This window comes from Rathayibacter sp. AY1C6 (assembly GCF_002931535.1).
GTDB lineage: Bacteria > Actinomycetota > Actinomycetes > Actinomycetales > Microbacteriaceae > Rathayibacter.
Window position 1 is genome coordinate 15487 of sequence record NZ_PSWC01000033.1, and the last position, 13332, is coordinate 28818.

A 13332-nucleotide genomic window follows, 5' to 3' on the forward strand; every position below is an offset into this window, starting at 1 on the left:
GTCACCGACCGAACCGTAACGGAACCCATGCAGACCGCAGACATCCGCAACCGCTGGCTCGACTTCTTCGGGAGCCGCGGCCACACCGTGGTCCCCTCCGCCTCCCTCGTGAGCGAGGACCCGAGCCTCCTCTTCACCGTCGCCGGCATGGTGCCGTTCGTGCCATACCTCACCGGAGTGGTCCCCGCGCCGTACCCGCGTGCCACCAGCGTGCAGAAGTGCATCCGCACCAACGACATCGAGGAGGTCGGCAAGACGCCTCGTCACGGCACCTTCTTCCAGATGAACGGCAACTTCTCCTTCGGCGACTACTTCAAGGAGGGGGCGATCGGCTACGCCTGGGAGCTGCTCACCGGCGCCGAGAGCGACGGGGGACTGGGCTTCGACGAGAAGGACCTCTGGGTCACCGTCTACAAGGACGACGACGAGGCGATCGCGCTCTGGAAGACGATCGCGGGACTGCCGGACGAGCGCATCCAGCGCCTGGACAAGGACACCAACTACTGGTCGACCGGCCAACCCGGCCCCGCCGGCCCCTGCTCCGAGATCTTCTTCGACCGCGGCCCCGCCTACGGGATCGACGGCGGCCCGGCGACGGACGACGACCGCTACGTGGAGATCTGGAACCTCGTCTTCATGCAGTACCTCCGCGGCGAGGGCACGAGCAAGGTCGACTTCGACATCCTCGGCGAGCTGCCGCGCAAGAACATCGACACCGGCATGGGCCTCGAGCGCGTCGCCTTCCTCAAGCAGGGCGTCGAGAACATGTACGAGATCGACCAGGTCCGTCCGGTCCTCGATCGCGCCGCCGAGCTCTCGGGCCGCCGCTACGGAGCCGTCCACGAGGACGACGTCCGCATGCGCGTCATCGCCGACCACGTGCGCTCCTCGCTGATGCTGCTGTCGGACGGCGTGACGCCGTCGAACGAGGGGCGCGGCTACATCCTCCGCCGCCTGATGCGCCGCACGGTGCGCGCCATGCGCCTGCTCGGAGTGGACACCGCGACGTTCCCCGAGCTCTTCGCCGCCTCGCGCGACGCGATGGCGTCGGCCTACCCCGAGGTGTCCACGGAGTTCGAGCGCCTCTCGACCAGCGCCTACGGCGAGGAGGAGGCGTTCCTGCGCACCCTCGCAGCCGGCACCGAGATCCTCGACCTCGCGGTCCTGAAGACGAAGAAGGCCGAGTCGCCGACGCTGCCGGGCGACACCGCGTTCCTCCTGCACGACACCTTCGGGTTCCCGATCGACCTCACCCTCGAGATCGCCGAGGAGTCGGGTCTGACGGTCGACCGCGAGGCGTTCGATTCCCTCATGACCGCGCAGCGCACGCGTGCGAAGGCCGACGCGAAGTCGAAGAAGTCGGCGCTGGCCGATCTCTCGGTCTACGCCGACTTCCGCGCCCACGGCGAGACGCTGTTCACCGGCTACGACGTGCTCGACACCGAGACGCGCATCCTCGGCCTCATCGTCGGCGGGCACTCCGTCACGAAGGCGGTCGCGGGCGACATCGCCGAGGTGATCCTCGAGGCGACCAGCCTCTACGCGGAGTCGGGCGGCCAGGAGGCCGACGCCGGCCGCATCGTCGGCTCCGGCTTCGATCTCGAGGTCCTCGACGTGCAGAAGCCCGTCAAGGGGCTCATCAGCCACAAGGTCCAGGTCGCCAGCGGCGAGGTCGGAGTGGGCGACGCCGCCACCTCCGTCGTCGACCGCGACTGGCGCCGGGGCGCCACGCAGGCGCACTCGGGCACGCACCTCATCCACGCCGCGCTGCGCCAGGTGCTCGGTCCGCAGGCGCACCAGTCCGGCTCCTACAACAAGGCGGGCTACCTGCGCCTGGACTTCTCGTGGAACCAGGCCCTCTCGCTCGAGACCCGCAGCGAGATCGAGGAGATCGCCAACACGGCGATCCGTGACAACCTCGAGGTCGTCACGCGCGAGCTCCCGATCGACGAGGCGAAGGCGCTCGGCGCGATGGCCCTCTTCGGCGAGAAGTACGGCGACGTCGTCCGCGTGGTCGACATCGGCGGGCCCTGGTCGCGCGAGCTCTGCGCGGGCACCCACGTCGGGCGCTCGTCCGAGGTCGGCGTGATCAGCCTGGTCAGCGAGTCCTCGGTCGGATCGACCAACCGCCGCGTCGAGTCGCTCGTGGGCCGCGAGGCCTTCCAGGAGCTCGCCGCCGAGCGCGCCCTCGTCAGCACGATCTCGTCCTCGCTGAAGACCCCGCGCGAGCAGCTCCCCGAGCGGATCGGCGAGCTCGTCGCGAGCCTCAAGGCCGCCGAGAAGCGGATCGCCGCGTTCGAGGCCAAGGCCCTCGCCGACCGGGTGCCCGCCCTCGCCGCGACCCGTCGCACGGTGGGCGGCACGACCGTCGTCGCCGAGAGCATCGGCACCGCGGGATCGACCGACGAGCTGCGCTCCCTCGTGACCTCCGTCCGCGAGCGGCTCGGCCAGGAGCCGGCCGTCGTCGCGCTCGCCGCCGACGTCTCGGGCAAGCCCGCGGTGATCGTCGCCACCAACCAGGCCGCCCGCGACCAGGGCCGCCGCGCGGGTGCGCTCGCCAAGCGCGCCGCCGGGATCCTCGGTGGCGGCGGAGGCGGCAAGGACGACCTCGCCCAGGGCGGCGGCTCCGACGTCTCCGCCATCGGCGCGGCGCTCGAGGCCGTGGTGCAGGAAGCGACCAGCTGAATGAGCCGGTTCGGCGTCCGGCTCGGCATCGATGTGGGCCGTGCCCGCATCGGGGTCGCCCGCTGCGACGCCGACGGCCTGCTCGCGGTGCCCGTCGAGACGGTCGCGAGGGCGGGCACTGACGGCGGATCCTCGGACGTCTCCCGGATCGCGCACCTCGCCGCCGAGTACGATGCCCAGGCGATCATCGTCGGACTGCCGTTGTCGCTGTCGGGGGCCGAGACGGCCTCGACGGAGGACGCGCGCGGATTCGCTCGACTGCTCGCCGAGGCGGTGCCCACCGCTCCGGTGCGGCTCGTCGACGAGCGGCTGTCGACGGTCACCGCTCAGAGCGCCCTGCACCGCTCCGGACGCACCACCCGCGGCTCCCGAGCCGTGATCGACCAGGTCGCCGCCGTGGTGATCCTGCAGCACGCCATCGATTCCGAGCGCTCGGCCGGCACCCCGGCCGGGGTCCTGCTCGAACCGAACGAAGGACCTCCTCGTGACCGACGTCCCCCCGAGCCGCCGCGACGCCCGCGCCGCCGAGCAGGCGCAGCCGACTCCGCCCGACCCGACTCCGGAGCAGCAGCCCGCGCCGACTGAGGCGCACGATCCTCTGGGCCGCCTCTTCACCGGGCCCGACGTGCCCGAGCCCCGCGGCCGCGACGACGCGGCCGCGTTCGACCCGGACGCGCGCCCGAAGCGTCGCCGCGCGGCTCGCGCGACGGGTGGCGCGAAGAAGCGCCGCAGCCGCCGCGGGCTCATCGGCGGGCTTCTGGCCTTCGGCGTCTTCGCCGCGCTCGTCGCCATCGCGGTGACGATCTTCCTCGAGCCCGTGCGCGGCCTGTTCGCCGAGCCCGAGCCGACCGACTTCACCGGCACCGGCTCGAGCGAGGTGCTGTTCACGATCCACCAGGGCGACGGCGGCAGCGACATCGCCAACAACCTCGTCTCGGACGGGGTCATCAAGTCGTACGACCCCTTCTACGACCTGCTCCTCGCCCAGAGCCCGGAGCCCGTCTTCCAGCCCGGCGCCTACTCGCTCAAGGCCGAGATGAGCGCCAAGGCCGCACTGTCGGCGCTGCTCGACTCCGAGTCGACGCGCCTCGCGAACACCTTCGTCATCCCCGAGGGGACGGCGCTCAAGGAGGCGCTGCCGCTCATCGCGGACGGTACCGGGGTCGCGCTGACGGATCTCGAGGCGGCCGCCGCCGACTGGGGCTCGTTCGGGCTCCCGGCCGGGGCGACGAGCCTCGAGGGGTTCCTGTTCCCCGCGACGTACGACATCGACCCGTCGACGCCGGCGCACGACATCCTGAAGACGCTGGTCGACCGGATGTACCAGTCGCTCGACCAGGCCGGTGTGCCGGTGGACGACCGCTACCGCGTCGTGGTGTTCGCGTCCCTCGTGCAGCGCGAGGCCCGCGTCGCCGAGGACTTCCCGAAGGTCGCGCGCGTGTTCCAGAACCGCCTCGACCAGGGGTGGCGCCTGCAGTCGGACGCGACCGTGGCGTACGGCACCGGCGCGACCGACCGCGTCTCGACCACGGACGCCGAGCGGAACGACGCCGGCAACGTCTACAACACCTACCAGCGCGACGGTCTGCCGCCCGCGCCGATCTCGAACCCGGGGGACGTGGCGATCGACGCGGTCATGCACCCCGCGGACGGCACCTGGATGTACTTCGTCACGGTGAACCTCGAGACGGGCGAGACGGTCTACTCCACCACCGACGCCGAGCACAACGCGGCCGTCGACCAGTGGCAGGCCTGGATGCGGGACCACCCGGAGTACCAGTGACGGCCGCCGGGTACCGCCTCGCGGTCCTCGGCGCGCCGATCGCGCACTCGAAGTCGCCCGCGCTGCACGCGGCCGCCTACCGGGTGCTCGGGCTCGACTGGAGCTACCGCGCCGTCGAGACGACGGAGGCGACCCTCTCCGAGGTCGTGTCCGGTGAGCCCTGGCACGGCCTGTCGCTGACCATGCCGCTCAAGCACGCGGTGCGCCCGCTGTTGGCGGAGGAGGACGCGGTCGCCCGGGCCACCGGCGCGGTCAACACCGTGCTGGTCGACCGCTCCGGCCCGGCACCCCGCCTCCGCGGGTTCAACACCGACGTCGCGGGCATCGTGCGCGCCCTCGCCGAGGCGGGCGTCGTCTCGGCGGAGCGCGTCCAGGTGCTCGGCGGGGGAGCGACCGCCGCCTCCGCCCTGGCCGCCGCCGCCGAGCTGGGCGCGGCGCGGGTCGACCTCGTCCTGCGGACGGCGTCGAGGGCCGTCGAGCTCGCTCCGCTCGCGGAGTCGCTCGGCGTCCTGCTCTCGGTCCGCTCCTTCGCCGACTGGTCCACCGGAGCGCCGCTGGTGATCTCGACGCTCCCCGGCGGAGCGGCGGACGGCCTCGACGTGCCCGACGCGGCGGTCGCGGGCTCGACCCTGTTCGACGTGGCGTACTCCCCGTGGCCGAGCGCTCTCGCCCGGCGCTGGGAGCAGGGCGGCTCCCCGGTCGTCTCCGGGCTCGGGATGCTGCTCCACCAGGCACTCGTGCAGGTGCGGATCTTCGTCGGCGGCGACCCGGCCCTGCCTCTCGATCGCGAGGACGAGGTGCTCGCGGCGATGCGCCGAGCCGTCTCGGCGGGTCCGGCGCACTGACCTCGTGTGCCAGAATCGGAGGATGCTCCGTTGGCTCACGGCCGGGGAATCCCACGGTCCCGAACTCGTCGCCGTCCTCGAAGGACTGCCGGCGGGCGTCCCCGTCTCCCTCGACGACATCCGCGCCGATCTGGCGCGCCGGAAGCTCGGCTACGGCCGCGGAGCCCGGATGAACTTCGAGCAGGACGAGCTGACGATCTCCTCCGGCGTCCGGCACGGAGCGACGATGGGCAGCCCCATCGCCCTGCGCATCGGCAACACGGAGTGGCCGCGCTGGGTCGACGTCATGTCGGCGGAGCCCCGCGACCCCGAGAGCCTGCCCAAGGGCCGCGGCGCCGCGCTCACCCGGCCCCGCCCGGGCCACGCCGACCTCGTCGGGATGCAGAAGTACGGCTTCCCCGAGTCCCGCAACGTGCTCGAGCGCGCCTCCGCCCGCGAGACCGCGGCCCGCGTCGCCCTCGGGGCCGTCGCCCGCCGCTTCCTCGGCGAGCTCGGCGTCTCGCTCGTCAGCCACACCCTCGCCATCGGGCCTGTCCGCGTGCCCGAGGGCTCGCCGCTGCCCGGCCCGGCCGACGTCGCCGCCCTGGACGCGGATCCGCTGCGCTGCCACGACGCCGCGACCAGCGCCCTCATGGTCGCCGAGGTGGACCGCGCCCACGACGACGGCGACACGCTCGGCGGCGTGGTCGAGGTCCTCGCGTACGATCTCCCGCCCGGACTCGGCTCCTACGTGCACTGGGACCGTCGTCTCGACTCCCAGCTCGCGGCGGCCCTGATGGGGATCCAGGCGATCAAGGGCGTCGAGGTCGGCGACGGCTTCCTCACCACCACCCGCCGCGGCTCGGAGGCGCACGACGAGCTGTTCCAGTCCGCCGCCGGGATCTCCCGGTCCAGCGACCGGGCCGGCGGCACCGAGGGTGGGATGAGCACGGGGACCGTGCTGCGGGTCCGCGCCGGCATGAAGCCGATCGCGACCGTGCCGCACGCGCTGCGCACCGTCGACGTCGCCACCGGCGAGGCGGCCGGCGCCCACCACCAGCGCTCCGACGTCTGCGCGGTGCCGGCGTCCGGTGTCGTCGCGGAGGCGATGGTCGCCCTGGTGCTCGCGAACGCCGTGCTCGAGAAGTTCGGCGGCGACAGCGTCACCGAGACCCGCCGCAACCTGCAGGGCTACCTCGCCGCCATCCCCGACGAGCTCCGCACGGCCGCCGCGAGCGACCCGGCTCTCGGGCTCGACTGATGGCCGCGTCCTCGGCGGCCCGCTGATGGCGGGTCACGATACCGGCGCGGCCCGCGCCCGCCTCGTCCTGATCGGCCCGATGGGGGCCGGCAAGACGACGATCGGCAAGCGGGTCGCGAAGGCGCTGAGCGCCGGGTTCGTCGACTCCGACGCGGAGTTCGTGCGCACCCACGGCCCGATCGCCCCCTACTTCGACGCCCACGGCGAGCCGGCCTTCCGCCGGGAGGAGCGCCGTGTCGTCGAGCGCGCCGTCCGCCGCGACGTGGTGCTGAGCCTCGGCGGGGGAGCGGTGCTCGATCCCGCGACGCGCGCCGACCTCGCGGACGTGCCCGTCGTGCTCCTCACCACCACGGCCGAGGCCGTCCGCGACCGGCTCGGCTCCGGCTCCCGCCCGCTGGTGCGCGGCGGGGTCGGCGACTGGGTCCGCATCTTCGACGAGCGGCGCCCGGTCTACGAGTCCCTCGCGGACACCGTGGTCGACACCTCCCGGCGGCCGATCACCCTGATCGCCGCCGAGATCGCGGAGTGGGTGCGCGCGCAGCGCCCCTCCGCCACCCCTGCACCATCGGACCCGGCGGCCACGAGCCGCCCGAGCGGAAGACAGTCATGAACGACGGCACCACCGCCATCCCCGTCGCCGGAGAGAACGGCTACGACATCCACGTCGGGCGCGGACTCCTCGACGGCCTCGCCGACGCGATCGGCCCCCGGGCCGCGAAGGTGCTCATCGTGCACCCGCCGACCCTCGCGGTCCTCGCCGCCGAGATCCGCGAGAGCCTGCTCGAGCGCTACGAGGTGCTGCTCGCCGAGGTGCCGGACGCCGAGGCCGCGAAGCGCGTGGAGGTGGCGGCCTTCTGCTGGCAGGTGATGGGGCAGTCGGACTTCACCCGCACGGATGCGGTCGTCGGCTTCGGCGGCGGCGCGATCACCGACCTGGCCGGCTTCGTCGCCGCCACCTGGCTCCGCGGGGTCGACCTGGTGCAGGTGCCGACCACCGTGCTCGGGATGGTCGACGCGGCCGTCGGCGGGAAGACCGGCATCAACACGGCCGAGGGCAAGAACCTCGTCGGCGCCTTCCACGCGCCACGGGCGGTCGTCGCCGACCTCGACGTGCTGACCAGCCTCCCGCGCAACGAGATCCTCGCCGGCTTCGGCGAGATCGTGAAGTACGGGATGATCGCCGAGCCGCGCATCCTCGACATCATCGAGTCCGACATCGACCTGGCCACCGACCCGACGTCGGAGGAGTTCCGCAGCCTGGTCGAGCTGTCGATCGGGATCAAGGCGCGGGTCGTCGGCGAGGACTTCACCGAGAAGGGCCTGCGCGAGATCCTGAACTACGGGCACACCCTCGGGCACGCGGTCGAGCACGCCGAGCGCTACCAGTGGCGCCACGGCGCGGCCGTCTCCGTCGGGATGATGTTCGCGGCCGAGCTCTCGCGCCTGACCGGATCGCTCAGCGACGCGGTCGTGGACCGCCAGCGCCGGGTCCTCGAGTCGCTGACCCTGCCGACGAGCTACCCGCTCGGACGATGGGAGACGCTCCTCGCCGCGATGCAGCGCGACAAGAAGACCCGCGCGGGGATGCTCCGCTTCGTGGTCCTCGACGACATCGCCCGCCCGAGCATCCTGCAGGGGCCGGAGACGTCGCTGCTGTTCGCGGCGTACCAGGAGATCGGATCGTAGGTCCGACTCGGCTGAGCCCGGGCGGCGCCGTCAGCCTCCGCCCAGGGCGGCCCTCCGCGCCTGGGCGTACTCGGCCTCGGTGATCGTGCCCGCCGCTCGCAGCGCCTCCAGCTCGGCGAGCCGGTCCGCCAGCGGGCGGGCGGAGCCGGGACCCTCGCGCGCGAAGCGGGCCGCGACGTCGGTCCGCAGGGTCAGCGGGTCCACTCCGAGCGAGCGCGCCCGGCGCACGTTCACGACGATCAGCACCACGACGAGCACGATCACGACGGCGATGACGATCGGCGCCGCGGTGAACGCGATCGAGTACCAGGGCGGCACGACGGTGTCGGCGGGAACGGCGTCCATGCGCTCCTCCTCGGGGTCGGTCCTCCACCGTCTCGCGCTCCGGCGGACCGGTGGGGCGATTCGCACGCGGCGTCCAGACTCCTCTGCCGACGGGGCCGCGTCGACTACACTCGACGGGTCAGCCGGACCGGCCGATATCGCCGCGCCCGCGTACCGGGCTCGCCGGCGCAGACTTCCACCGAAACGGATCCCCCTTCGCATGGCCTCTACCACCGACATCAAGAACGGCACCGTCCTCAGCATCGACGGCCAGCTCTGGAACGTCATCGACTTCCAGCACGTCAAGCCGGGCAAGGGCGGCGCCTTCGTCCGCACCAAGATGAAGAACGTCCTCACGGGCAAGGTCGTCGACAAGACCTTCAACGCGGGCGCCAAGATCGACACGGCCAACGTCGACCGCCGCGACTTCCAGTACCTCTACCGCGACGGCGCGGACTTCGTGTTCATGGACACCAGCGACTACGACCAGATCACCGTCCCCGAGGCGGTCGTCGGCGACGCGGCGAACTTCATGCTCGAGAACCAGAACGTGACCCTCGCCCTGCACGACGGCGACCCGCTCTATATCGACCTCCCCGCCTCGGTCGTCCTCGAGATCACCTACACGGAGCCGGGCCTCCAGGGCGACCGCTCGACCGGCGGCACCAAGCCCGCGACGGTCGAGACCGGCTACCAGATCCAGGTCCCGCTCTTCCTCGAGCAGGGCACGAAGGTCAAGGTCGACACCCGCACGGGCGACTACCTCGGCCGCGTCAGCTGAGCCGGGCCTCCCGTGAGTGCTCGCACGAAGGCGCGCAAGCGCGCCCTCGACATCCTCTACAACGCCGACGTCCGGCAGATCAGCTTCGCCCAGTCGCTGCGCGCCGAGGCCGAGCGGGCGGCGAACGAGCCGGCCCGTGAGGCCTCGTGGCTCTACGCCCGTGAGATCGTCGACGGGGTCATCGACCACGCCGACGAGATCGACGAGCTGATCGCCCGGCTCGCCCAGGGCTGGACCCTCTCGCGCATGCCCTTGGTCGACCGCGCGATCCTCCGGATCGGGGTGTGGGAGATCCTGCACAACGACGCGGTGCCCGACGGCGTCGCCATCTCGGAGGCCGTCGAGGCCGCCACGTCGCTGTCGACCGACGACTCGGCGGGCTTCATCAACGGGCTCCTCGCCTCCGTCGCGGAGTCCCGCACGACGGCCTGACCCGCCCCGGAGACCTGCTCGGCCCGCCGGATCCCCGTGATCGGGCGGGCCGAGGTCGTTCCCGGGGAGGCCGTCCGGCGGGCCGCGCGACGGCCCCTATACTCGACACGGCTTTTCCTTTAACAGCCGTCCTGTGAGGCGGGGAAGGAGGTCGGTGTGACGGCACGAATCGTGCTCAACGGCGCTGACATCACGCGAGCGCTCACGCGCATCGCCCACGAGATCCTCGAGTCGAACCGCGGCCCCGAGTCGCTGGTCGTCCTCGGCATCCCGACGCGCGGCGTCGCCCTCGCGAGGCGCATCGCCGAGACGATCGCGCGGATCGAGCCGGACGGTCCCCCCGTCTTCGCCGGCTCCCTCGACGTGACCATGTACCGCGACGACCTCTCCCGGCACCCGGTCCGCACCCCCGCGCGCACCGCCGTCCCCGCGAGCATCGACGGCCGGACCGTGGTCCTCGTCGATGACGTCCTCTTCTCGGGCCGCACCATCCGCGCCGCCCTGGACGCCCTCAGCGACATCGGCCGTCCGCGGGCCGTGCGGCTGGCCGCGCTGGTCGATCGCGGGCACCGCGAGCTCCCGATCCGGGCGGACTTCGTCGGCAAGAACCTGCCGAGCAGCCTGAGCGAGCGGATCAACGTCCGGCTCGTCGAGACGGACGGTGAGGACCTGGTCGCGATCGAGTCGCAGGCCACCGGCGAGGAGACGGCTCCGTGAAGCACCTGCTCTCGACCCGGGACCTCGACCGCGCGAGCGCGATCGCACTCCTCGACATCGCCGAGGACATGGCGGACGTGCAGAACCGCGAGGTCAAGAAGCTGCCGACCCTGCGCGGGAAGACCGTGGTCAATCTCTTCTTCGAGGACTCCACCCGCACGCGGATCTCGTTCGAGGCGGCGGCGAAGCGGCTCTCGGCCGACGTCATCAACTTCAGCGCGAAGGGCTCCAGCGTCTCCAAGGGCGAGAGCCTGAAGGACACCGCGCAGACGCTCGCCGCGATGGGCGCCGACGGCGTGGTCATCCGCCACAGCGCCTCCGGAGCCCCCGCGGTTCTGGCGGCGAGCGGCTGGATCGACGCATCGATCCTCAACGCCGGTGACGGGACCCACGAGCACCCGACCCAGGCGCTCCTGGACGCGTTCACCATCCGCCGGCGCCTGCACGGCGCCTCCGCGTCCCGCGGCAAGAGCCTCGACGGCGTCGCGGTCACGATCGTGGGCGACGTCCTGCACTCGCGGGTGGCGCGCTCGAACGTCTGGCTGCTGACGGCGCTGGGCGCCGAGGTGACCCTGGTCGCACCGCCGACCCTCGTGCCGGTCGACACGCGCGACTGGCCCGCGACCATCCGCTTCGATCTGGACGAGGCGATCGACACCGGGCTCCCCGACGTCGTGATGCTCCTGCGCATCCAGCTCGAGCGGATGTCGAGCGGGTTCTTCCCCAACGGCCGGGAGTACGCGCGGATCTGGGGCCTCGACGACGAGCGGCTCGCCCGGCTGGGTCCCGATACCATCGTCATGCACCCCGGACCCATGAACAGGGGCGTCGAGATCTCCTCGGCGGCCGCCGATTCGAGCCGCTCCACGGTGCTCGAACAGGTCACGAACGGAGTGTCCGTCCGGATGGCCGCGCTCTACCTGCTGCTGTCCGGCGAACGGGAGGTCCACTGATGAGCACTGCCCAGCCGCTTCAGAGCACGGCGCCGGAGCGGATCCTGATCTCGGGAGCGACGCTCGCCGACGAGTCGACCGCCGACCTGCTGATCGACGGGGGCGTGATCGTCGAGATCGGCGCCGACCTCGACTCGCGCGGGGCCCGCGTGATCGACGCCGACGGCCTGCTGGCGCTGCCCGGCCTGGTCGACCTGCACACCCACCTGCGCGAGCCGGGGTTCGAGCAGAGCGAGACGATCCTCACCGGCACGCGAGCTGCGGCCGCCGGAGGCTTCACCGCCGTCTTCGCGATGGCGAACACCTCGCCGGTGCAGGACACCGCGGGCGTGGTCGAGCAGGTGCAGAGCCTGGGCGAGGACGCCGGCTACGCGACGGTCCGCCCGATCGGCGCGGTGACCGTGGGTCTGGCGGGGGAGTCGCTCGCCGAGCTCGGCGCGATGGCCCGCAGCCGCGCGGCCGTGCGGGTCTTCTCGGACGACGGGAAGTGCGTCTCGGACGCGCTGCTGATGCGCCGCGCTCTCGAGTACGTCAAGGCGTTCGACGGAGTCGTCGCCCAGCACGCGCAGGAGCCGCGGCTCACCGTGGGCGCGCAGATGAACGAGGGCGCCGTCTCCAGCGCCCTCGGCCTGCAGGGCTGGCCCGCCGTGGCCGAGGAGGCGATCATCGCCCGCGACGTGCTCCTCGCCGAGCACGTGGGCTCCCGCCTGCACGTCTGCCACGTCTCGACCGCGGGCTCGGTCGACGTCATCCGCTGGGCGAAGGCCCGGGGGATCGACGTGACCGCCGAGGTCACCCCCCACCACCTGCTCCTCACCGAGCAGGCCGTCGCCGGCCAGGACGGGCCGAGCTACGACGCCCGCTTCAAGGTGAACCCGCCGCTGCGCCGCGACGAGGACGTGCTCGCCCTCCGCGAGGCCCTCGCCGACGGCACCATCGACATCGTCGCCACCGACCACGCGCCGCACCCGGTCGAGGCGAAGGACTGCGAGTGGGACGCCGCGGCGTTCGGCATGGTCGGCCTCGAGAGCGCGCTGAGCGTGGTGCACGCCGCCGTCGTCGAGGACGGGCGGATGAGCTGGTCCGACGTCGCGCGCGTGCTCTCCTCCGCCCCCGCCCGCATCGGCCGGCTCGACGGCTACGACCGCGGCCTCGCCGTCGGGGCCGCCGCGAACGTCGTGCTCTACGACCCGGAGGCGCGACGCCGCTTCTCCGTCGAGGACCTGCGCGGCCGCAGCGGCAACTCCCCGTACCTCGGTCGCGAGCTGCCGGGCCGCGTCGTCGCCACCCTCCACCGGGGCTTCCCGACCGTGCTGGACGGCGAGCTCGTCGACGCGGCGGTCGTCGCCGCCTCCGCGAAGGCCTCCCGTGGATAGGGCCGCGATCACGATCGTCATCGCCGCGGTCGTCGTCCTCGTCTTCGTCGGCATGCTGCTCTCCTGGCGCGCGCGGCGCCGCCGCTCGGCCGCCCTCGCGCCGGAGCCCGTGCCCGCGTCCTCGCTGGGCGCCGAGGTCGAGCGCGTCGACCTCCCGTACGTGGCCACGACCCGCTTCGAGCAGCCGCTCGAGCGCGTCGTGCTGCCGGGGCTCGGCTTCCGCGGCAACGCGGTGCTGCGCCTCCACGAGCGCGGCGTCGTGATCGCCCTCGTCGGCGAGCGCGAGACGGTGATCCCGGCCTCCCTCCTGCGCGGAGCGGGCCAGGGCAGCTACGTGATCGACCGCGTCGTCGAGGAGGGCGGCCTGCTCGTGATCTCCTGGTCGCCCCGCGGCGACGAGACCGTCGACAGCTACCTCCGCGTGGCCGAGCCCGCCCTCCGGGCGCACCTGGTCGCCGAGCCGACGCGCTCGCCGCGGGCGGGCACCGTGTACTGCTCGTCGGTCGAGAC

13 protein-coding genes and 1 pseudogene are annotated in these 13332 nt (G+C 72.7%); 13 read left to right on the forward strand and 1 reads right to left on the reverse strand.

Going from position 1 to position 13332, the window contains the following annotated elements; translation table 11 throughout:
• Positions 1 to 27 precede the first annotated feature (27 nt).
• From alaS to aroB, 7 genes and pseudogenes are all read left to right on the forward strand, one after another.
• The gene (gene alaS, locus C5D36_RS15400; RefSeq protein ID WP_104296193.1) at positions 28 to 2685 is read left to right on the forward strand and encodes an alanine--tRNA ligase; all 2658 of its coding nucleotides are present in this window, start codon (positions 28 to 30) and stop codon (positions 2683 to 2685) included.
• A pseudogene (gene ruvX / locus C5D36_RS15405) lies at positions 2686 to 3159 on the forward strand (Holliday junction resolvase RuvX); the annotation flags it as partial.
• 10 nt (positions 3160 to 3169) lie between these two features.
• Positions 3170 to 4468, forward strand: a complete 1299-nt coding sequence (gene mltG, locus C5D36_RS15410; RefSeq protein WP_104313171.1) for an endolytic transglycosylase MltG — start codon at positions 3170 to 3172, stop codon at positions 4466 to 4468.
• Positions 4465 to 5313 (forward strand): shikimate dehydrogenase, encoded by an 849-nt coding sequence (locus C5D36_RS15415; RefSeq protein WP_258062963.1) that lies wholly within the window; start codon positions 4465 to 4467, stop codon positions 5311 to 5313. Before mltG ends, C5D36_RS15415 begins: the two co-directional genes overlap by 4 nt.
• A 22-nt stretch (positions 5314 to 5335) precedes the next feature.
• A complete protein-coding gene (gene aroC / locus C5D36_RS15420) occupies positions 5336 to 6553 on the forward strand; it encodes a chorismate synthase (RefSeq protein ID WP_104296194.1) in 1218 nt (405 codons plus the stop codon).
• 25 nt (positions 6554 to 6578) lie between these two features.
• Positions 6579 to 7163, forward strand: a complete 585-nt coding sequence (locus C5D36_RS15425) for a shikimate kinase (protein ID WP_104225325.1) — start codon at positions 6579 to 6581, stop codon at positions 7161 to 7163.
• Positions 7160 to 8239, forward strand: coding sequence for a 3-dehydroquinate synthase (gene aroB / locus C5D36_RS15430; RefSeq protein ID WP_104225324.1), 1080 nt, complete (start codon positions 7160 to 7162; stop codon positions 8237 to 8239). The genes C5D36_RS15425 and aroB overlap by 4 nt, the downstream gene beginning before the upstream one ends.
• Positions 8240 to 8269: 30 nt before the next feature.
• On the opposite strand, the gene C5D36_RS15435 is transcribed toward aroB, so the two are convergent.
• The gene (locus C5D36_RS15435) at positions 8270 to 8584 is read right to left on the reverse strand and encodes an SHOCT domain-containing protein (RefSeq protein ID WP_104296195.1); all 315 of its coding nucleotides are present in this window, start codon (positions 8582 to 8584) and stop codon (positions 8270 to 8272) included.
• A 199-nt stretch (positions 8585 to 8783) separates the two neighbouring features.
• Here C5D36_RS15435 and efp point away from each other — a divergent pair, with 199 nt between their 5' ends.
• The 6 genes from efp to C5D36_RS15465 all read left to right on the forward strand — a co-directional run.
• The gene (gene efp, locus C5D36_RS15440) at positions 8784 to 9344 is read left to right on the forward strand and encodes an elongation factor P (RefSeq protein ID WP_068210208.1); all 561 of its coding nucleotides are present in this window, start codon (positions 8784 to 8786) and stop codon (positions 9342 to 9344) included.
• 12 nt (positions 9345 to 9356) lie between these two features.
• Positions 9357 to 9776, forward strand: coding sequence for a transcription antitermination factor NusB (gene nusB, locus C5D36_RS15445; protein ID WP_104224751.1), 420 nt, complete (start codon positions 9357 to 9359; stop codon positions 9774 to 9776).
• Between the two features lie 156 nt (positions 9777 to 9932).
• On the forward strand, positions 9933 to 10493 hold the full coding sequence (pyrR, locus tag C5D36_RS15450; protein WP_104224750.1) for a bifunctional pyr operon transcriptional regulator/uracil phosphoribosyltransferase PyrR: 561 nt from the start codon (positions 9933 to 9935) through the stop codon (positions 10491 to 10493).
• Positions 10490 to 11446, forward strand: a complete 957-nt coding sequence (locus C5D36_RS15455; protein ID WP_104224749.1) for an aspartate carbamoyltransferase catalytic subunit — start codon at positions 10490 to 10492, stop codon at positions 11444 to 11446. The genes pyrR and C5D36_RS15455 overlap by 4 nt, the downstream gene beginning before the upstream one ends.
• Entirely contained in the window at positions 11446 to 12822 is a 1377-nt protein-coding gene (locus C5D36_RS15460; RefSeq protein ID WP_104224748.1) for a dihydroorotase, read from the forward strand. The genes C5D36_RS15455 and C5D36_RS15460 overlap by 1 nt, the downstream gene beginning before the upstream one ends.
• A partial coding sequence (locus tag C5D36_RS15465) for a hypothetical protein (protein ID WP_104296196.1) occupies positions 12815 to 13332 on the forward strand: 518 nt, incomplete at its 3' end. The genes C5D36_RS15460 and C5D36_RS15465, both read left to right, overlap by 8 nt.